The sequence below is a fragment of the Mycobacterium sp. IDUB_21 genome (genome assembly GCF_055419425.1).
In genome coordinates, this window is record NZ_JBVAXQ010000007.1 from 173,701 (window position 1) to 193,980 (window position 20,280).

Annotated in this window: 19 protein-coding genes; 7 read left to right on the forward strand and 12 right to left on the reverse strand. The window is 67.5% G+C overall.

Annotated elements, in window-relative coordinates; genetic code table 11:
- Window positions 1-21: 21 nt before the first annotated feature.
- Window positions 22-861, forward strand: coding sequence for a helix-turn-helix transcriptional regulator (locus ACZYY4_RS12850; RefSeq protein ID WP_463810360.1), 840 nt, complete (start codon window positions 22-24; stop codon window positions 859-861).
- Here the strand turns inward: ACZYY4_RS12850 and ACZYY4_RS12855 are convergent.
- From ACZYY4_RS12855 to ACZYY4_RS12865, 3 genes are read right to left on the reverse strand one after another with little or no spacing between them, the layout of a single operon-like run.
- Window positions 858-2,000, reverse strand: coding sequence for an epoxide hydrolase family protein (locus tag ACZYY4_RS12855; protein WP_463810361.1), 1,143 nt, complete (start codon window positions 1,998-2,000; stop codon window positions 858-860). The genes ACZYY4_RS12850 and ACZYY4_RS12855 overlap by 4 nt on opposite strands.
- Window positions 1,997-3,571: a flavin-containing monooxygenase gene (locus ACZYY4_RS12860; RefSeq protein WP_463810362.1), complete on the reverse strand. Its 1,575-nt coding sequence runs from the start codon at window positions 3,569-3,571 to the stop codon at window positions 1,997-1,999. The genes ACZYY4_RS12855 and ACZYY4_RS12860 overlap by 4 nt, the downstream gene beginning before the upstream one ends.
- Window positions 3,564-4,160: a TetR/AcrR family transcriptional regulator gene (locus tag ACZYY4_RS12865; protein ID WP_463810363.1), complete on the reverse strand. Its 597-nt coding sequence runs from the start codon at window positions 4,158-4,160 to the stop codon at window positions 3,564-3,566. The genes ACZYY4_RS12860 and ACZYY4_RS12865 overlap by 8 nt, the downstream gene beginning before the upstream one ends.
- Window positions 4,161-4,241: 81 nt before the next feature.
- Here ACZYY4_RS12865 and ACZYY4_RS12870 point away from each other — a divergent pair, with 81 nt between their 5' ends.
- Window positions 4,242-6,005, forward strand: coding sequence for an N-acyl-D-amino-acid deacylase family protein (locus ACZYY4_RS12870; RefSeq protein ID WP_463810364.1), 1,764 nt, complete (start codon window positions 4,242-4,244; stop codon window positions 6,003-6,005).
- A 33-nt stretch (window positions 6,006-6,038) separates the two neighbouring features.
- Window positions 6,039-6,542, forward strand: coding sequence for an SRPBCC family protein (locus tag ACZYY4_RS12875; RefSeq protein WP_463810443.1), 504 nt, complete (start codon window positions 6,039-6,041; stop codon window positions 6,540-6,542).
- 11 nt (window positions 6,543-6,553) lie between these two features.
- Here ACZYY4_RS12875 and ACZYY4_RS12880 read toward each other — a convergent pair whose 3' ends face one another.
- Window positions 6,554-7,780, reverse strand: coding sequence for a cytochrome P450 (locus tag ACZYY4_RS12880; protein ID WP_463810365.1), 1,227 nt, complete (start codon window positions 7,778-7,780; stop codon window positions 6,554-6,556).
- 51 nt (window positions 7,781-7,831) lie between these two features.
- On the opposite strand from ACZYY4_RS12880, the gene ACZYY4_RS12885 reads away from it, so the two are divergent.
- Entirely contained in the window at window positions 7,832-8,776 is a 945-nt protein-coding gene (locus tag ACZYY4_RS12885; RefSeq protein ID WP_463810366.1) for an oxidoreductase, read from the forward strand.
- Here ACZYY4_RS12885 and ACZYY4_RS12890 read toward each other — a convergent pair.
- Window positions 8,745-9,365, reverse strand: coding sequence for a TetR/AcrR family transcriptional regulator (locus tag ACZYY4_RS12890; RefSeq protein ID WP_463810367.1), 621 nt, complete (start codon window positions 9,363-9,365; stop codon window positions 8,745-8,747). The two genes, ACZYY4_RS12885 and ACZYY4_RS12890, sit on opposite strands and share 32 nt — an antisense overlap.
- A 1-nt stretch (window position 9,366) precedes the next feature.
- Window positions 9,367-9,837 (reverse strand): SRPBCC family protein, encoded by a 471-nt coding sequence (locus ACZYY4_RS12895; RefSeq protein ID WP_463810368.1) that lies wholly within the window; start codon window positions 9,835-9,837, stop codon window positions 9,367-9,369.
- A gap of 330 nt (window positions 9,838-10,167) precedes the next feature.
- Between ACZYY4_RS12895 and ACZYY4_RS12900 the strand changes: the two genes are divergently transcribed.
- Genes ACZYY4_RS12900 through ACZYY4_RS12910 form a run of 3 tightly spaced genes read left to right on the forward strand, consistent with a single transcriptional unit; the run spans window position 10,168 to window position 12,894 of the window.
- Window positions 10,168-11,625, forward strand: a complete 1,458-nt coding sequence (locus ACZYY4_RS12900; protein ID WP_463810369.1) for an aldehyde dehydrogenase family protein — start codon at window positions 10,168-10,170, stop codon at window positions 11,623-11,625.
- Window positions 11,626-11,642: 17 nt separating this feature from the next.
- Window positions 11,643-12,494, forward strand: coding sequence for an LLM class flavin-dependent oxidoreductase (locus ACZYY4_RS12905; RefSeq protein ID WP_463810370.1), 852 nt, complete (start codon window positions 11,643-11,645; stop codon window positions 12,492-12,494).
- 34 nt (window positions 12,495-12,528) lie between these two features.
- Complete coding sequence (locus ACZYY4_RS12910; RefSeq protein WP_463810371.1) at window positions 12,529-12,894, forward strand: hypothetical protein; 366 nt, start codon at window positions 12,529-12,531, stop codon at window positions 12,892-12,894.
- Here the strand turns inward: ACZYY4_RS12910 and ACZYY4_RS12915 are convergent.
- From ACZYY4_RS12915 to ACZYY4_RS12940, 6 genes are all read right to left on the reverse strand, one after another.
- Window positions 12,881-14,173, reverse strand: coding sequence for an RNA-guided endonuclease InsQ/TnpB family protein (locus ACZYY4_RS12915; RefSeq protein WP_463810372.1), 1,293 nt, complete (start codon window positions 14,171-14,173; stop codon window positions 12,881-12,883). The genes ACZYY4_RS12910 and ACZYY4_RS12915 overlap by 14 nt on opposite strands.
- Window positions 14,174-14,341: 168 nt before the next feature.
- Window positions 14,342-15,049 (reverse strand): maleylpyruvate isomerase family mycothiol-dependent enzyme, encoded by a 708-nt coding sequence (locus tag ACZYY4_RS12920; RefSeq protein ID WP_463810373.1) that lies wholly within the window; start codon window positions 15,047-15,049, stop codon window positions 14,342-14,344.
- The gene (locus ACZYY4_RS12925) at window positions 15,042-15,491 is read right to left on the reverse strand and encodes an SgcJ/EcaC family oxidoreductase (RefSeq protein WP_463810374.1); all 450 of its coding nucleotides are present in this window, start codon (window positions 15,489-15,491) and stop codon (window positions 15,042-15,044) included. The genes ACZYY4_RS12920 and ACZYY4_RS12925 overlap by 8 nt, the downstream gene beginning before the upstream one ends.
- A complete protein-coding gene (locus tag ACZYY4_RS12930) occupies window positions 15,488-16,837 on the reverse strand; it encodes an NAD(P)/FAD-dependent oxidoreductase (RefSeq protein ID WP_463810375.1) in 1,350 nt (449 codons plus the stop codon). Before ACZYY4_RS12930 ends, ACZYY4_RS12925 begins: the two co-directional genes overlap by 4 nt.
- An 83-nt stretch (window positions 16,838-16,920) precedes the next feature.
- A complete protein-coding gene (locus ACZYY4_RS12935; protein WP_463810376.1) occupies window positions 16,921-19,782 on the reverse strand; it encodes an MMPL/RND family transporter in 2,862 nt (953 codons plus the stop codon).
- Window positions 19,779-20,222, reverse strand: coding sequence for an MmpS family transport accessory protein (locus ACZYY4_RS12940; RefSeq protein ID WP_463810377.1), 444 nt, complete (start codon window positions 20,220-20,222; stop codon window positions 19,779-19,781). The genes ACZYY4_RS12935 and ACZYY4_RS12940 overlap by 4 nt, the downstream gene beginning before the upstream one ends.
- Between the last annotated feature and the right edge of the window lie 58 nt (window positions 20,223-20,280).

Below are 20,280 nucleotides of genomic sequence, written 5' to 3' on the forward strand. Positions count from 1 at the left end.
CATGGGAGCAACAATGGTGTGATGGATCGTGAAGCGCTGGCCGAGTTCTTGCGCCGCCGCCGCGAGGCGGTCAGCCCCGCGGATGTGGGGCTGCCCGCGGGCGTGCGCCGCCGCACCGCAGGCCTGCGCCGCGAGGAAGTCGCGCAGCTGACCGGAATGTCGGTGGACTATTACGGCAGGCTGGAGCAGGCGCGCAGCGCGCAGCCGTCACCGCAGATGCTGCGGGCGCTGGCCCGCGCATTGCGCCTGACCGATGACGAGACCGATCACCTGTACCGGCTGGCCGGTCATGCCGTCCCGGACCGCGGCGGGCGTTCGGTCCACGTGCGGCCGGCGCTGTTGTTCGTCCTCGACCAGATGCGCGACGCCGCGGCATTCGTGTGCTCCGACACCGCAGTGATGCTCGCGCAGAACAACATGGCCAAGGTGCTGATGGGTGACCTTGTCACCGGTGAGACCGGGCTGCGGTCGAGTCTCACCTGGCGGTGGTTCACCGACCCGAGCGCACGCGAGTTGGCACACACCGATGAGCACGACGCGCACAGCCGGATCGTGGTCGCGGATCTGCGAGCGGCGTGGGCCCGCAGGCGTACCGATGCCGACATGCGGGAGCTGGTGGACAGTCTGCTGGAACACAGCCGCGAATTCGCCGAGCTGTGGGCGCTTCACGAGGTGGCCGCACGGCGCTTGCAGCGCAAGACATTCCTGACCAGGGTCGGTCCCATCACGCTGGACTGCGAAGTGTTGGCTGCCAGCGATGGTCAGCAGTTGGTGGTTCTCACCCCGCCCGCCGGGTCCTCGGCACTGGACAAGCTGCGCCTGCTCGCGGTCGTGGGGAACCAGACCGTGGATCAGCGTTAAAACACCTGGCGTTCCACGAGGACGTCGGCGAACGCCGCCAGGTCGGCGGCGAAGATCGCGGGTTGCTCGAAGGCGGCGAAATGACCGCCACGGTCCTGGGCGGAGTAGTGAACGAGGTTGTAGCGATGCGCCGCCCACGCCCGCGGTGTCTGCAGGATCTCGTAGGGGTACACCGCGTACCCGGTGGGCACCTCGATCCGCCCGGCCCACTTGCTCAGCGCGCCGTTGCCGGCGCGGGCGGATTCGCAATACAGTCGCGCGGCCGAGGTGGCGGTCGCCGTGAGCCAGTAGAACATCAGGTTGTCGACGAGCCGATCGGTGCTGATCGGTATGCCGTCCCGGGTGTCGCACCAGGCGTGAAACTTCTCCAGAATCCAGCCGGCCAGGCCCACCGGTGAGTCCTCGAGGCCGAATCCCAGCGAATGCGGGCGCGTGGATTGCTGATTCAGGTAGGCCATGCCGTCGGTCATCCGTTGTGCTGCGGCGACAATCGCGGCCTGTTCGGTCTCGGTCATCGCGGCCAGCAGCGCCGGGTCGTTCTGGTCGGGCGACGCGAAAAGCATGTTGGTGTGGATGGCGGCGACCCGGTCGGAGTAGTGCTCGCCCAGGTGGCGGGTGACGATCGCGCCCCAGTCGCCGCCTTGGGCGACATAGCGGTGGTAGCCCAGTTGTGCCATCACGTCAGCGACGGCGGCCGCCACTACGGCGGAGTCGACCCCGCGCTGCCGGGTGGGCCCGGAGAAGCCGTACCCGGGCATCGAGACCACCACGACGTGGAACCGACGGCGCAGCAGCGGTATTGCGTCGAGGAACTCGACGATCGAGCCGGGCCAGCCATGGGTGATCACCAGCGGGATGGCGTCGCGGTCCTCCGATCGGGCATGCAGGAAGTGCACTCGCTGCCCGGCGGCCTGGGTGACGAATGAGCCGATCGCGTTGACCTCGGCTTCGACCCGGCGCCAGTCGTAGCGATGCAGCCAGTGGTCGACCACGGACTTGAGGAACCCCTGCTCGGTGCCGTAATCCCAGGCGGCGCCGTCGATCTCGGCGGGCCAGCGGGTGCTGTCGAGTCGACGGCGCAGATCGTCGAGGTCGCGGTCATCCACGTCCAGCACCAGTGAATCGATCGAGCTGGTCATATCTCGAGGTACTCCTTGTCGTCGGGGATCGGATGAATCCGGGTTAGCTGCTGAAATACATAGTCGCCCAGCGGGGACTGCCTGCTGAATCGGCGTGATCCGGTGATGGTCTGGGGGCGGTGATAGACCGTCTCGTGCTGGGAGTTGACGAAGTAGGTGGACAGGCCGGGATTGCACGCGGTCAGATACAGGTGGACCGCCTTGCCTCGGCGGCGCATGAGCTGATTCCAGCGGCCGAAGGCGGCGTCGGTGACGGTCGCACTGGTGGCGCCGCGCCGGCGCGTCTCGGCGATCATGCGCACCGCGTGCGCGGCCATGGTTTCGACATAGTCCATCCAGGCGAGGCCGACAAAGCCCAACGGGCCGACGATCTCCCACCGGTTCGGCAATTGCGGGTGGGCGGTTCCGGCGTAGCTGCGCAGGCCCTCGGTACGGTAGTACCGGGCAAGGTCGAAGCCGTGGAGACCCAAAACCGTTCCGGGTCGGTAGGTTTCGGGATCGGTCCACAGTTCGTAGCCGGTGGCGGCCACGATCAGATCGGCCGGGTGGTCGATGCCGTCAGTGGTGCGGACGCCGGTGGTGGTGATCCGATCGATCGGGGTCGTGACCAGGCGGGTGGTCGGATTGTTCAGCGCCGGTAGGAAAGCGCTGGAGATCACCGGCCGTTTCGCCAGCAGACCGTAGCGTGGCACCAGCGCCCGCCGCGTCGCGGGATCGGTAACCACGCGGCGCAGCATCAGGCGGTAGAGCCCGCGGCAGTAGCTGTCGTACAGCGGCATCAGCCGGACGAGGACACGGTCCGGCAGGTGCGCCAGCAGGTGCACCAGCGGCCCCACCATGAATACATCCATGGCCAGCCGGCCCAACATGTTGACAGCTCCGACTGTCCAACGCCAGCGCATCACCGGACGCAGCCAGCGCGGAATCGCGAAGTCGATCTTGGGCAACACCCACGCCGGCGTGCGTTGATAGATCTCCAGCGTGGCTGCCCCGGCGGACAGTGCGGCGGCGATCTGAACGCCGCTCGATCCGGTTCCGATTACCGCGATGCGCTTGCCGGTGGCGTCGTAGCCGTCGTCCCAGGCGTTGGGCCGCAGCACGGTGCCGGTGAAGTCGTCGATGCCCTCGATCGGGATGTCGCTCTTGGGATTGATGTAGCCCCCGACCGCATTGATGACGAACCGCGCCGACACCGGCGGGCCGCCTTGGACCGATAGTCGCCACACCTGTGCGGTCGCGTCCCACTCCTGCTGGATCACCTCGCAATCGGCACGCAGGCGGGCATACAAACCGAGGCGGGCGGCGGTGTCCCGCAGGTACCGGTAGATCTCCGGGCCGGGCGCGAACAACCGGCTCCAATGCGGATTGGGCGCGAACGACAGCTGATACCACAGCACCGGGATGTCCACTGCGAGACCGGGATAGTGGTTGTCGCGCCAGGTGCCACCGAAGTCGCCGCCGCGCTCCAGAATGACGAAATCGCTGATGCCGGCGTCCAGGAGCTGCTTGGCGGCGGCGATACCTCCCGGCCCGGCGCCGACGATCGCCACCACGTGGTCGGGGTCAGCCATGGCCGGCTCCGCTCAGTCCGGCGACGATGTGCTCGCACACGAAGCGACGCACGGCTCGGGGACTGTCCAGATTCACCCGCACGGGTGGGAGCAGCTCGAAGCTGAAGAGCATCCGCACAATCCATTCGCTGGCCCGGCCCGCATCGAGGGTGGCGCCGACCTCGCCGCTGCGTTGCGCGACGCGGACCAGTGGCATCCACAGTCCGACCGAACGCCGCATCAACTCTTCGCCGCCGTGTTCCAGCAGCAGCACCAGCACACCCTGATTGATCGCCCGCGGTTCGGCGGCCGATCTGCGACGGTGCGCCGAAATCAGCACCGCGGCGGCCGCGACCTGTTCGGCCAGGGTCTGCTGCTCGTTGACCTCGGCGGCCATGGTCTCGATGAACGCCGCCGACAGGTGGTCGAGCGCCGCGGCTATGGCGTCATCGCGGGTCCCCAAGATGTTGTGCACCGTGCCCCGTGACACGCCCGCCGCCTCGGCGACCGCGGTGAGGCTGAAGCGCCGGGGACCGAGGCGCCGCAGTGTGTCGGTCGCCGCGGTGAGCAGCGGCGACGGAAGTGTTCGAGATCCTGCATCGCCGGGCACTTGCACACATTATCGAAATGTGTACAAATTGATCAACAACTTTCTTGGGCGCGCCCGGTACCACGACCGAAGGAGACGGCTGTGTATGACCTCGCGATCACCGGTGGCATCGTCGTCGACGGAACGGGAGCCGACCGCTACCTGGCCGATGTCGGTATCCGAGACGGGAAGATCGTGGCCGTCGCGCGCCGTGGCGGAGCCGACGATCCCGGCCTGACCGGTGCGGCAACCGAGACGATCGACGCCACCGGTCGCGTCGTCGCACCGGGATTCGTCGACATCCACACCCACTACGACGGGCAGGTCAGCTGGGACAACCTGCTGGAGCCGTCCAGCGGGCACGGCGTGACGACGGTCGTCAGCGGCAACTGCGGAGTCGGATTCGCACCGGTCCGGCCCGGCCGTGAGGAGTGGCTGATCAAGCTGATGGAGGGCGTCGAGGACATCCCGGGCAGCGCGCTGACCGAAGGCATCACCTGGGGCTGGGAGAGCTATCCCGAATACCTGGACGCGCTCGACCGGCAGAGCTTCGCCGTCGACGTCGGCAGCCAGGTCGCGCACGGGGCGATCCGCGCCTACGCGATGGGCGACCGCGGCGCCCGCAACGAACCGGCCACCCCGGACGATATCGACGCGATGAGCCGACTGGTTCAAGAGGCGATCGAGGCCGGGGCACTGGGCTTTTCGACGTCCCGCACACTGGCGCACCGGGCGATGGACGGCGAGCCGGTGCCGGGTACCTTCGCCGCCGAAGACGAGCTGTTCGGGCTGGGCCGGGCGATGGCGGCCGGCGGCCAGGCGGTGTTCGAGCTGGCGCCGCAGGGCACCGCCGGCGAGGACATCGTCGCGCCGAAGAAGGAACTCGAGTGGATGCAGCGCCTCGCCGCTGAGATCGACCGCCCGCTGTCGTTCGCGCTGATCCAGGTCGACGCCGACCCGAACCTGTGGCGCGAGCAGCTCGACATCTCCGCCGCCGCGCATCAGGCCGGTAGCGCGCTGTACCCGCAGATCGCCGCCCGGCCGTTCGGCATGCTGCTCGGGTTCCCCGGGCATCACGGCTTCACCCACCGCCCGACCTACCGGCGACTCAAGGCGGAATGCAGCCGCGACGAACTGGCGCAACGGCTCGCCGAGCCGGCGGTCAAAGCCGCGATCCTGGCCGAAGACGACCTGCCCGTCGACACCTCGCTGCAGTTCGACGGGATGTTCGCCCTGGTGCAGCACTCGCTGCACCGCATCTACGACCTCGGCAAGCCGCCGGACTACGAGCCGACACCGGATCGCTCGGTGGCCGCGATCGCCGCCCAGCGTGGCGACGATCCGCTGTCGACGCTGTATGACCTGATGCTGGAGGACGACGCCGGCGCGATGCTGATGCTGCCGTTCTTCAACTACGCCGACGGCAACCACGATGCCATCCGCGAGATGCTCACCCATCCCGCCGGTGTGCTGGGACTCTCCGACGGCGGTGCGCACTGCGGATTGATCTGCGACGCCTCCTATCCCACGTTCCTGCTCACTCACTGGGCGCGCGATCGGCACCGCGGCGACAAGCTGCCGCTGGAATACGTGGTGCGCAAGCAGTGCCGCGACACCGCGCAACTGTTCGGCCTCAACGACCGCGGTGTCATCGAGGTCGGCAAGAAGGCCGACCTCAACGTGATCGACATGGAAGCGCTGACCCTGCACCCGGCCCGGATGGCCTATGACCTGCCGGCCGGCGGGCGCCGCCTGCTGCAGAGTGCCAGCGGGTATGCCGCGACGATCGTCAGCGGTACCGTCACCCGACGCAACGGCGCCGACACCGGAGCGCGACCGGGGCGCCTGGTGCGCGGGGCGCGCTGAAAATCAGTGAAAGGAAATCAGCAGTTGTCTGGAATGTTTCCCTGCGAGCAGGTCGATCTCGGCTTTCTGGAGAAGGCTCCGCAGCGGTTCAGCAACAGTGTCGACCTCGCCGTGACGCCCGAGCAGGTGTGGGAGGTCCTGGCGGACGCCGAAGCCTGGCCGCGTTGGGCCAGCGTCATCACCAACGTGACCTGGACCAGTCCCGAGCCGCACGGTGTCGGCACCACCCGAGTGGTCGACATGCGGGGCGGCATCGTCGGCAGTGAGGAGTTCCTGGCCTGGGAGCCGGGACAGCACATGGCATTTCGGTTCAACGAGAGCTCGACCGCGGCGCTCGCGGTCTTCGTCGAGGACTATCGCATCGAACCGGCCGCGCAGGGCTGCCGGCTCACCTGGACCCTGGCCAATCGGCTCACCGGGCCGGCGAAGCTGTTCTCCCCGCTGAGCGGCCCGCTGATGAACCTGGCGTTCCGCCGCTTCTTGTCCAACCTGCGCCGCTACACCGATCAGCGGTTCGCGACGGCGCAGCGCGGGTAGGGCACGAGGCCTCAGCGCGGTTCGACGGTCACCGGCATGTGCCGCACACCGGCGTGCTTATTGCTGCGGACGTACTCGATCGGGCCGGTCAGGGTAACCGCGCCCACCCGGTCGAGCAGCACGTCGAATATCACCCGCATCTCGAGGCGGGCCAGCGTCGAGCCCAGGCAGAAGTGCACCCCGCGACCGAAGGTCAGGTGCGGGTTCGGGTTCCGGGTGATGTCGAAGACATAGGGATCGGTGAACACCGACTCATCCCGATTCGCCGAGGCCCACCACAGGCTCACCTTGTCGCCGGCGCGGATCTGCTGGCCGCGCACTTCGACGTCGCGGGTGGCGGTCCGCCGGTTGTACGGCGTCGACGACGCCCAGCGCAGCAACTCCTCGACGGCCACCGGCAGCAGCTCCCGATCCCCGCGCAAGCGTTCCCACGCCTCGGGATGCTCGCTGAGTGCAGACATGCCGATAGCGATCGAATTGCGCGTCGTCTCACTGCCCGCGGCGATCATCAGGCTCAGAAACATCTGCTGCTCGTTGGCGGAGAGCGGCTCGCCGTCGATCACCGCATGGGTCACCACCGACAACAGGTCGCCGGCGGGCTTGGCGCGCTTGCGTTCCAGAAGCTCGGCCCCATAGGTGTGCATCCGGGTATGGGCCTGCACCAACCGGTCGTTGACCTCGCCGACTTCGCGATCCTCGTAGTCCAGGGTGACGTTGGCCCAGTTCATCAGCTCGTGGCGATCCTCCTGCGGCACACCCACCAGCTCTGCGACCGCCTGCAGCGGCAGCTCCGCGGCGACATCGACCAGAAAGTCGCATTCCCGCTTGGTCAGCGCGGCGTCCACGATCGCCACCGCGCGACGGCGCAGATCCTGCTCGATCCCGCGCAGTGCCCGCGGAGTCATACTGGGCATCAGTAGCTTCCGGAATTTCGCGTGGCGCGGATCGTCCATCATGTTCAGCAGTGCGCCGACGGCGAAACCGAGCGGCATGTCCTCCAGCGTGCTGCCGCCACCGTCCCGCCCGCCCCCGGTCTCCGAGGAGAAGGTCTCGTTGTCGGTGGCCGCGGAGATGATGTCGCTATAGCGGCTGAGCACCCAGAATCCCTCACCGCCCGGGGAGTGGACGGTGCCCGGATGGAACCAGACCGGCGATTCGCGACGCAGCACGTCGAACACGTGGTGCGGAAAGCCCGCCGTGAAACGGTCCAGGTCGGTGAGATCGACGTCGTCGTGCATCAACCCTGGACCATACACATAAATTGAGGTGTCCCGTCTATAGTTCGGCGGGTGACCGCGACCGGATGGACCTTGGCGCAGGGATCACCCCAGAGCGGCCGGACAGCCGTCGTGACCGGGGCGAACACCGGTGTCGGCTTCGAAGTCGCCCGGGGGCTGGCGGCACTGGGAGCCGGTGTGGTGCTGGCCTGCCGCAACAGCGATGCCGCCGCTGCGGCCCGGCACGACATCCTCCGGACGGCTCCGGAGGCGCGAATCGACGTGGTTCACCTCGATGTCAGTGACCTGGCGTCGGTGCGCGCCTGCGCGGAGCAGCTGCGGGCCGGCTATCCGGTCATCGACATCCTGGTCAACAATGCCGGTGTCATGCACCAGACGCGGGAGCTGACGGTCGACGGCTTCGAGGGCGACTTCGGGACGAACTTCCTTGGGCCGTTTGCTCTGACGGGACTGCTGCTCGATCGCGTGCTCGCTTCCCCGGCGGGGCGGATCGTCGCGGTCAACAGCAAAACCAGTCGGGGCGGCCGGATCTCGTTCGACGATCTGCAATTGGAGTCCTCGTTCACCCCGGCTAGGGCTTACACGCAGTCCAAGCTTGCCCAGCTGATGGTCGTGTTCGAACTGCAGCGGCGACTGGAATCGCTGGGCAGCCCGGCGATTTCGCTGGCCGCGCACCCCGGCGGTAGCCGCACCGGGATTCTGCGTGAGCAATCCGGGTCGGTCCGCTGGGTGTTCAACCGCCGCTTCCGCTATCTGACCGGCTGGTTCACCCAGGATCCCGCCGACGGGGCGCTCCCGATGCTGCGGGCCGCGACCGACCCGGCCGCCACCGGCGGCCAGTTCTACGGGCCGGGTGGGCGTTTCGAGCAGATCGGCCCGCCGGTGTTGGTCCGGGCGGCCGGCCGAGCCCATGACGTCGAGGCCCAGCAGCGGCTGTGGAAGATCGCCGAAGACCTCACCGCCGTCACCTACCCGTTGACGCACGAACCTTCGTAGCGCTGCGTGCTGCGGTCACCGCCGGCGCGATCCATCGGCGCAGCAGGCGCCGCAGCTCCTCACCCGGGGCCGGCGGCGGTGCCAGGATGAACGACTGCAAGGTGCGCAGCACCATCTCGATGATGTCGTCGATGGCCTGGTCGTCGTACCCGGTCCAGTCGACATCCAGTCGCTGCAGCAGTGAGTGCCCGAAGCTGCGGCCGGTGTCGGTGGTGACGGTGACGGCGAAGGCGCTGGCCTGTTGGGCGCGCAGCAGCAGGCCGACATAGGGGTCGTCGGGGAGTCGTTCCAGGGTGAGCGCCACCCCCTCGGCGACCGCATCGCCGGGGTCGGTCATCCCGGCGAGCGCCGCGGCGAGCTGATCCAGAAAGGCGCCGGCGCCATCGGCCGCGGTGGCCGAGAGCAACTCCTCGGTGCTGGGGAAATAGCGGTAGACGGTCTGGCGGGTGACGCCGAGCGTGCGGGCCACATCGGCGATGCTGGTCTGCTCGCCGCGTTCGTCGATGGTGCGCCGGGTGGCTGCCAGGATCCGCGACACCGCCTCGTCATCGCTGGCGGGCACATTGCCGCCCCAACCGCGGGTACGCATTTCAGTCCGCCAACTCCCGGGCGATGGCGGCGTGGTAGTCGTCGATCTTGGCGGGGTTGACCGCCCGGAAGAAGCCGTCCGGCATGGGCGCGTGCTTGTAGGCCTCGACGGTCATGGTGCGGGTGAACAGCGTGACGTCGTCGGCGGGCCGGGTGAGGTGGTACTGGACGGTGATACGGCCTTCCATCCCGCCGTTGCCGGCGCGGTCATGCCCGAGGCGCCCGACCGAATTGAAGACCCAGAGCCTCGGCCGCATCGCGATCGCGAGATGCCAGGTGAAGATCCGTTCACCATCGGGCCCGGCCTCGGCCCAGGTGTCACCGACCTCCAAAGGCAGTCGGTCCGGCAGGTTTTCGATGTGTGCGCTGCCGGGATAGGTCTTGGTCCAGTTGGCCGGATTGGTGACGAAGTCGTAAAGCGTTTCCGGGGGGTGGCTGAACGCGGTTTCCGAACTGGTGGTGACGATGCCCAACGTGATGCCTCTCTGATCGTCCCAGGTGCCTGGACCCTACAGTGCCGCCTGCAACGCGGCGATGGTGTCGCATCGGAGAGCACCCGGCGCGTACCGCCGCCCAGATGGGTCGCCAACGCCGGCCCCGGCGCGAAGCGCTGCCTCCGGCCAGATGCGACCGTCATCGCGGTGCCCCTTCGCGTTGTCGTCACGCGGGCCGCCCTGACCAGCGCCCACGCAAACCACACCTTTACAGATTGCGGAATAAATGTCTCACTGTTGACCAGGCCGCCCGCCGGGTGCTAAGCAAGTGCCCAGCATCTCTGCTGTCATGACGAGAAGGGTCCTGCTATGGCTTTGCAGTCGGTAATCGATGATCTGGCGAACCGCCCCGGCACCGGCGAGGTGATCCCGGTGATCGACCCGGCCACCGAGGAGCAGATCACCGAGTTCCGCGACGCCGGCCCGGAAGCCGTTGACGAGGCCGTCGCCCGCGCCAAGGCGGCCTACCAGTCCGGGGTGTGGACCGACATCCCGGCCCGCCAGCGCGCCAAGGTGCTGTGGAAGCTGGCTGATCTGATCGACGAGCACGCCAAGGAGTTCGCCGAGCTGGAATCCCTGGACGCCGGGATGCCGCCGGCCCAGACCGAGATGATCGTGTCCACCTGCGCGGAGTTCTACCGCTACTACGCCGGCTGGTGCACCAAGCTCAACGGCACCAGCTACCAGGTGCAGATGGAAGGCGGTGTCAACAGCACGCACGCCAATTTCCACACCTACACCCAGAAGGAGCCCTACGGCGTCGTCGGGTTGATCTACCCGTGGAACGGTCCGCTGTTCAATGCCTGCGCCAAGATCGCGCCGGCCCTGGCGGCGGGCTGCTCGAGCGTCATCAAACCGGCCGAGGAGACGCCGCTGTCAGCGGTGCTGCTGGAGAAGATGATCGCGGAAGCCGGGGTGCCCGACGGCGTCGCCAACTTCGTGATCGGCTACGGCGCCACCGCCGGCGCCGCGATCACCGCGCACCCCGACGTGGAGAAGGTCGCCTTCACCGGCTCGACCGAGGTCGGCAAGCAGATCATGCGTGACTCGGCGGACAACCTGAAGAAGGTCACCCTCGAGCTGGGCGGCAAGTCCCCGGTGCTGATCTACGCCGACGCCGATCTGGACATGGCGATCATGATGGCCTCGATGGGCATCTTCGTGCACTCGGGGCAGGGCTGTGTGTGCGGCTCGCGAATCTTCGTGGAGCGCAGCGTCTACGAGCGCGTGGTTGCCGGCATCGCGATGATCGGCGACAACCTGGTGTTGGGCGGTCCCAAGGACGAGGGCTCCATGATCAGCCCGCTGGTCAGCCAGAAGCAACTCGATCGCGTGCTGGGCTATATCGACCAGGGCAAGCAGGAAGGCGTCGAGATCGTCAGCGGCGGCTACCGGCTGGACCGTAAGGGCTACTTCGTCAAGCCCACCGTGGTCACCGGCGTCGACCCGGCGACCAGCCGCTTGTATCGGGAGGAGATCTTCGGTCCGGTCGTCACGATCCTGCCGTTCGACGACGACGACGAAGCCGTGGCGATGGCCAACGACACCAGCTACGGTCTGGCCGCCACCGCATGGACCACGAACGTGGCCCGCGCGCACAACCTGGGCAAGCGGCTCAACGCCGGCATGGTGGGGCTGAACTGCCAGTTGACGTTCGACCACAACGTGCCGTTCGGCGGTTTCCAGCAGTCCGGCGTCGGCAAGGAGTTCGGTTACGAGGGCATCGACGCCTACCTGAAGACCAAGTCCATCTGGACGGCGCTGTAGAGCAGACGGGGCTCACCATGGCCGAGTGGTTCCTGTTCCTGCCGCAGAGCAGGCTGGGCATCGACGACATCGTGCTGCGGGCGCGCACCGCCGAGACCAGTGGCTTCGACGGGGTGGCCTTCCTCGACCACCTGGAAACCCCGATGGCGCCGGACGCCCCGATCTGGGAGGCGATGACGATCGCCACCTGGGTCGCCGCTCGTACCGAGCGGCTGCAGATCGGACATCTGGTGCTCTGCGACGCCTTCCGGCATCCGGCCGTGCTGGCCAAGCAGGCTGTCACGCTGGCCGAGGCCTCCGGTGGCCGTTTCGAACTGGGTCTGGGGTCGGGGTCGATGCCCGACGAGCTGGCCCGCTTCGGGCTCGGGGCGCCCACCGCGGGCCGGCGGGTCAGCGATCTGGAACAGACGGTGAGCGCGCTGCGGCGCTACTGGGCGGGCGGCGAGGACACCCAACTGCCGACGCCGAGCAACCCGATCCCGCTGCTGCTGGCCGGGCGGGGGCCACGGATGTTGAAACTGGTTGCCCGTCATGCTGATTGGTGGAATTTGCCGGCGACCCACGTCGACCTGCTTCCGGATCTGGTGGGCAAGATCGGCTCCGCGCGGGCCTCGGTGCAGCAGATGGTCGCACTTGTCGCCGACGGCACTAACGCCGCTGAGGGCGCTGCGGTGATCGGCAAGGCCCAGCGCCGGTTCAGCCAGCTCGGTCCCGGGCTGGTCTGCGGCCGCGCCGACGAACTGATCGACTACTTCGCCGGTCTTCGCCGCCAGGGTGCGCAGCGTTTCTACGTGTGGTTCTCCGATTTCGCTGCGCCCGAGACGATCGCCGAATTCGGTGAGAGAGTGATTACTGCACTCGGGGATTGACGTCCCCACTCGTCGTCCGGAAGGAGAGCCACCCGTGACGGGCATCCCGAACAAATCCATCTCCCGGCGCACCTTCGTGCGCGGTGCCGCCTGGTCGGTGCCGGCCCTCGGTGTCGCGCTCGTAGTGCCGCGTGCCCGGGCGGTGCCGCCGGGCTCGCAGGAGTGCGGCGACCCCGATGAAGTGATCGAGAACTGTGTGGTGCAGCTGCCCGAGGAGTTCACCTCGACCAGCTTCAGCACGACCGCCGTGGTGGGCGGCACGAATTACTCGGTCCTGTTCAGCACCAACATCCGGCCGGGTCCGTTGGTGCCACCGGCCGCCACCGGCTACCGGATCAACAGCTTGACGTCCTCCCCACGGCTGAAGCCGGGGGATTCCAACCCGTTCATGCTGCGGTAGCAGCGGTTGGGGGTTGGAGCAGTAATGCCTCACGGTTTCCTGCTGGTTCCTGCTTCGACGTCACTGCAACACCCGCGGGTGCTACAGCTTCTCGGCAGGCGATGACCGCAAGCCCTGCGGCCAGAACATTCTTGGCGGCATTCACATCCGCATGCCCGGTGTGGGGGCATCTAGTGCACCGGAATACCGCTTGGCTCTCACGGGATTTCGGGTCCACATGCCCACACACCGAACAGCGTTGCGACGTCAACGCTGCCGGAACTTTCACCACGTGCGTCCCGGTATAACGGGACACCGAGGACAACGCCAACTCGAACCGGTACCAGCCCTTCCCCAAGATGGCGCGGTTCAACCCTGATTTACTCGCCGCCCCGTTCGACAGGAAATGACCAGGACGGTCGGGGGCCTCGACCGGGTTGGCGCGGCGAGTCATCTGTTTAGTCCTGAGGTCTTCAAGCACCACCAGGGCATTGGCTGTGGCCAGCCGATGGGCGGTCTTCTGGCAGAAATCCTGCCGCCGGTGGCGCTCGCGTGCCCGCACTTTCGCCAGCGCCGCACGGGTCTTGGCACGGTTGGCCGAACCCTTGACTGCGCGTGAGAGCCGGCGTTGCAACGCCACCACCCGCCGCTGCTCGCCAGCACTGACAAACCCCTGGTCGATAAGCTGCCCGCCGCTGGTCGCGAGCGCCACCACGACACCACGATCCACACCCACCGCAGCCCCCGGCTCCCCATGGGCCACCACAGCCTCGATACCGTCGTCAACCAGGAACGCGACATACCAATGCTCGCCGTCTTTGGTCAGCGTGGCTGAGCGGATGATCTCACCATCGAGGCTGCGGGTCTGCCGGAACCTCACCCACCCCAGCTTGGGCAGCTGCACCCGCCCATGCCGGGCATTGAGCTTTTCCACGGGCATCTTGTTGCCCTCGGGAAACCTAAACGACGGTGCCCACCGTCTACCGGAGCGCCACCGCACGCCAAACGTGCCATGGGTGCGGCACGCCTTGTCCAGGTCCATCAACGCCTGCTGTAGGCAGTGCCCCGGTACCTCCGAGAGCCACAGCTGCTCCGTCTTGGCCTCGGCCAGTTCCTTGGCCTGCGGTTGGTAGTTCATCCACGCCCCACGGCGCCGGTATTCACGCCGCTGCTCCAGACCGGTGTTCCACACCGCCCGACACACCGACCCGATCCGCTCAGCGAACACCGCCTGCCCAGCGGTGAACTCGACCCGAAACCGCCGTCCCGTCAACACAACCGCGACCCTGCCACACAGCACCGACAACCCTGCCGCCAGACGCGACTCCTAATCCCGCCACGTGCGACCTTGATGCGCTCACCCCCATGGCTAAAGCCAGGGGTCCGCCGCGCCACGCATTTCCGATCGGCCTGACCGGTACCAAACGCGACGGCGGGGTCGGGTCGGTGACGTTCTCCCCGCCGCGGCTCACCTCCTGCACCGTTTGAGGTCGGGCGGTCGGGCGGTCGGGATCGGCTGGTCGTCGTCGCGGTGGCCGAAGACCCCGAAACCGTCGACCATCTGCTTTCCCGGCGCCGATGACCAGTCCCATGCCATGATCTGACGCCTGGACCGGCGGCTGAACATGGCGCGCAGCAGTTCGTAGCCGTCCGCGTTCAGGGTCGTGACGGGATCACCCGAGCCGCAATGCCATTCCTGTCCTACCTCGTCCTGGACCGCCAGCGACGTGCTGTCTTTCAGGCCGTACGCGAACCGTTTCATCAGCACCTCCAGGAAGGGCTGCTGCCAGTGCTTGCGGGCGACGCGGCCAAGCCCCAGCGCCTCGTGCAGGTCGGCTTCGTGACAGATCAGGTCCGCGGCCAGATTGGGGCCGACGAAACGCTGGCCCGCCAGATCGGATTCGACCGCTTGGGCGACGGTCTCCCACTCTTCGAGGAGGCGTCGCACCGGGCGGTGCCGGCGTTCGCTGACGTGCCGGGCAGTCCACTTGTCGCCCGGCACACCGTCCAGCCGTCCCGCGGCCAGATCGGCGGCACCACCGACCACGTGCGCCAGCACCTCGTGCACCGTCCACCCCGGCGTGGCCGGCACCGCGGTGCGACGTTGTTCGTCGTCGAGTCCGGCGGCCAGGGCGGCGACCCGGCCGCGAGTGGCGCGGTAACTGGCGTCAAGCATGGTGAGCCCCCTCGTCTCGGCATCGGGAAGCCAGTGTGCGCAACAGTTTTTCGGCCAGCCGACGGTGGGTGGTGTTCTGCGAGGCGGCCAGCAGCCAGCCGTCGCCGGTCCGCACCGCGATGCTGGTGTTCACCCGTAGACCCCGACTGCGACGCCGTGCTCTTTTGGTCACCGTGGCGCGGGCGTGGATCAGCGCCACGTCTGGGGTCAAAAACCGCAGCCCGGTGACCTCTACGTTCAGCCGCGACCCGCGCAGCAGTTTCGCGAACAGCGGGGCATACGACGCGGCGATCGCCTCGCGACCGTGGCGGTGGGCGCCCAGGAAGGTGACGTAGTCCGCGTCGGGCGTGAAGACCGCCGCGTAGGCCACCGGGTCCCCGGAATTCCAGCCTGCGACCTGCTGCGCGAGCAACTCCCGGATGGCGGCTTCGTCGCCGGTCATGACGCGAACCCCGCGCTCCGCAGGTTGGCCACCACGACCCGGCCCAGCAGCGACGGATCGCGTAGCCGCGACGGCGGGTCGACGAGGTTGCGCACCCGCAGGAGCCGTTCGGTGACGGTGATGTCGCGGGACGCGGCCGTCCCGACCGCGTCTGCGAACAGCCCGTTCAGTCGCTGGCGGACCGGATGCGGGTGATCGGGCGACGAGGGACGATCGTTGGCCGCGTTTGCCGCCCAGATCGGTGCGATATCGGTGGCCGCGGCGCGAAAGAACCGGTGCGGCAGGTCCGATCCCCGCTTTCGCAGGCAGTCGCGCAGCGCGAGCGCCTGCAGCGCCGCGGTCGTCATGCCCTGGCCGTGCAGCGGATTGAGCCGACAGAGTCCGTCACCGGTCACCACCAGTCCGGCGGGGAAGCGCGGCATGCGGTCGTAGCGGTGCCACAGTGCCCCGGTGTCACGGGAGACCGCGATGTCGCCCACCGGGGTGGCGCCGCGCAGCCCGGCCATGATGGCCGCCGGAAGGACCTGCTTGGCCGCGGCCAGCATCGCGGTGAAATCCGGTGGGGGAGCGCCACAGTCGCCCCGGCGGGCGATGGCCAGCATCCAGGTGTCCTGCTCGTAGGCCATCAGCAGCAGCACCGGAGCGGGTCGGCCTTGGTTGATGAAGACCATCTGGTCGGCGAGCCGTCCCGGCGGGATGCGCAGCAACTGGCTGGAGTAGCCCCAGGTCGCACCGAGGCGCTGCTCGGGCACACTGCCGAAGCCGTTTCGGGTCAGGAACTCCGCGGTGCGGGCGGACCGTCCCGTCGCGTCGACGACGAGCTCGGCGTGCAGAATCTGCGTCAGCCTGTTGCGCCGATTCGTGATGCGCACGCCGGTGACGACGCCCCGGTCGTGCACCGGTTCGACCGCGTCGTGGCCGTCGAGAAACGCGACGTTGCCGAGCTTGTCGACGTGTTGTCGCACGTGAAACTCCACGAACGGCCGGCTCGCGCTGTAAATCGCCAGGGCACGGGGATCGGCGAGCCTGCCGGTCCGGTTCAGCTCGTGACGGCCGATCCGCGCATACCGCCCGGACAGGTCGGCGTTGTCGATGACCACCGCGCCGGCGGTGGCGAGGTCGTCGAGGATGCCGGGAAACAACTCACCGAGGACGGCCGTACCGCGGGTGAGGAAGCTGTGCAGGTGACGGCTCTGCGGAACCCCCTTGCGGTGGGCGGGGTGATCGGGGAGCCGATCGCGGTCCACCACCGTGACGCAGTCGTAGAACTCCGATGCCACCCGGGCCGCCAGTAGTCCGGCCATCCCGGCGCCCAGCACCACCGCAGACGTTCCCGATGCGCCCACTGCAATCCCCTTCCCGACGTCAGGGGCCCACGATACACATAAATTAAGAAAGTTAAGAGTATCTTGGCGTAACAGTAAGATCGCTAGCCGATCGGCACCGGTTGCGCCCGGGTCGGCGCCTCGTCGGAGGCGAGGATCGGAGCAGGCGCCGCGGTGGGCCGCCGGTAGACGTTGATCGGCCACCAGAACCACCGGCCGAGCAGCGCCGCGATCGACGGGGTGATCAGGCTGCGGACGATGAAGGTGTCGAACAGCAGGCCCAGTCCGATGGTGGTGCCGATCTGCCCGACCGAGCGCAGGTCACTGGCGATCATCGCGATCATGGTGACCGCGAACACCATTCCGGCGGCCGTCACCACCTTCCCGGTGGCGCCCATCGCGCGGATCAGCCCGGTCTTCAAGCCCGCCCTGGGCCCCGAGCTGATCTCCTCCTTCATCCGCGAGACCACCAGCAGGTTGTAGTCCGAACCCACCGCCAGCAGCACGATCACGCTCATCGCGATCACCAGCCACTGCAACTCGACACCGAACACGTACTGCCACAACAGCACGGACAGCCCGAACGAGGAGGCCAGCGACAGCACCACGGTTCCCACGATCACGATCGAGGCGACCAGCGCGCGGGTGATCAGCAGCATCACCACGAAGATCAACACAATGGCGGCGATCGCCGCGATCAGCAGGTCGTAGTGGGCACCGGTCTGTATGTCGGCGTAGGTGGCTGCGGTGCCGCCGAGGAAGAACTTCGCCTTGGCCAGCGGGGTGCCCTTGACGGCCTCCTTGGCGGCTTGGAGTTCGGCACCGACGTGCGAGATGCCTTCGACCGTAGCGGGATCGGTGTCGTGGGTGATCAGGATGCGCGCCGCCTGACCGTCCGGTGACATCATCAGCTCCATCCCGCGCTGAAAGTCGGGGCTGTCGAACGCCTCCGGCGGCAGGTAGAACATGTCGTCGTTGCGGGCATCGTCGAACACCTGGCCCATCACCGCGGCGGTGTCGGTCATCTGCTCCAGCTGCGTCAGCACCTGGCCGAAGCTGCTGTGCATGGTCAACATCAGATCGCGCATGTTGGTGGTGATGGCGATCATCGGCGGGATCTGGTCGGCGATCGCCGGTGTGATGCCGTCGACCCGGTCCAGCTGGTCGGCTAAGGCCGTGGTGTTCTCGGCCAGCTTGTCGAAGCCGTCCGTGGCGTCGAACATCGACCGGAACGCATTGCAGACGCCGATGTTGAAACAGTGCGGCTCCCAATAGAAATAGTTGCGCAGTGGACGGACCTCGTCGTCGAAGTCGGCTATCCGGTCGCGCACTTCGGCCATGGTGCCCTGCATGTCATGGGTGGCCTGGTCGGTGCCGTGGGTGGCGTCGGACAGCTGCACGGTCAGGCCGTGCAGCCGGTCCATCACCGTGACCATTGAGGAGAGTTGATCGGCCATCGTCTGGGTGTCATCGAGGCGGGCCTTGAGGAACTGGAGGTTCTCGGCCACCGTGACGCCCTGCGCGCTGATCTGGAACGGCACCGACCCGTGTTCCATCGGCGGACCGAGCGGGCGGGTGATGCTCTGTACCCGTTCGATGCCGGGGATCCGGAAGATGTTGCGCGCGACGCGATCCAGCACCAGCATGTCGCGCGGGTTGCGCATGTCGTGATCGGCTTCGACCATCAGCATGTCCGGGTTCATCCGTGCGGAGCTGAAGTGTTTCTCCGCTGCGGCGTAGCCGATGTTGGATGGCACGTCGGACGGGATGTAGTGCCGGTTGTCGTAGCTGGTCTTATAGCCGGGCAACACCAGGACACCGACGGCCGCAACGGCACTCGCGGCGGCCAGGATCGGCACCGGCCAGCGCACCACGGCCGTTCCGACCTTGCGCCACCCGCCGGTCTTGGTGGCCCGCTTGGGGTCGAGCAGCCCGAACCGGCTGCTGACCGCGAGGACGGCCGGCGCGAACGTCAGCCCCATCGCCAGGATGGTGAACATGCCCAGCGCGCACGGCACCGCCAGGGTGTTGAAGTAGTTCAGTCGGGTGAAATGCAGGCACAGCATCGCGCCGGCGATGGTCAAACCAGAGCCCAGAATGACATGGCTGACGCTTGACAGCGTTGTGCGCTGGGCACTTTCACGTTCCTCGCCGGTCCCACGGGCCTCGTGGTAACGCCCGATGAGGAAGATCCAGTAGTCGGTTCCGGCCGCGATGGCCAGCGCAGTCAGGATGCTGACCACGAACGTCGAGATCGCGAAGACACCGAAGTTGCTCAGCACCGCGATCAGCCCGCGGGCCATGCTCATCTCGGTGACCACGACCAGCAGCCCGATCACGGTGGTGGCGATCGAGCGGTAGACCACCAGCAGCATCACCGCGATGACTGCCAGGGTTATCCCGGTCATCTTCACCATGGACGCGTCGCCGGCCTCGTTGGTGTCGGCGACCAGGGCGGCCTGGCCGGTCACGTAGGGCCGCAGGCCGGCCGGGGGGTCGGAATGCTCGACGATGTCCCGCACCGCGTCGACCGATTCGACGCCGCGGGCCGAGCCCTGGTTGCCCGCGAGGTGCACCTGCACGTAGGCGGCCCGGCCGTCCTCACTCTGCGACCCCGCCGAGGTGACCCGGTCGCCCCAGAAGTCCTGCACGTGCTCGACGTGTGCGGTGTCGGCCTGCAGGGCGCCCACCAACCGGTCGTAGTAGCGGTGCGCGGCGCTGTCCAGGTCACCGAGCGGTTCGTCGCCTTCCAGCACGATCATCAGCACGGAATCGGAACTGAACTCGCCGAATTTCTCCCCGATGTGCTTCATCGCGATCACCGAAGGCGCGTCCTGCGGTGAGAGCGAGACGGCATTGCGCGCGCCGACGATCTCCAGTTGCGGCACCAGCAGGTTGGTCGCGGCGGCCGCGGCGAGCCAGAACAGGATGATCGGGATGGCCAGGGCGCGAATGATCCGGCTCATGCTGCCTTCACCACGCAGAACGTCGCGGCAGCGTGTCCCTCGGCCTGCTGCTGGTCGCGCAGTTCGCCGTTGACGGTGATCCGGCAACCCAGCTCGTTGCTGTCGCCCTGGGCCATGACGTTGGCGAACACGCTCGGCTGCGTCGTGGTCAACGTCAGCGACCACGGCAGGGAGCCGAACGTCGCCGCCCGGGACTGGGCGCGTTCGTCGACGTAGCTGACCATGCCCGAGGTGCCTTCGGGGCCGTAGATCTCGTAGGTGACGTACTTGGGGACGGTGGAGACGATCTCGCCGCTGGCGCTGCCGGCGGCGGACTGATCGGCGCCGAAGATGCCGTGGAACCGGTAGATGACCAGTACGGCCACGGCTGCGACGGGGACGATCACCAGTACGACCCACAGCCGCTCAAGGGGCCCCCGAAGCTTTTGCATTGTGCTCATGGACGTAACCTTACGAGCATAAGGAAACACATGTAAAGTTAGATTGTGGCGGCTCACA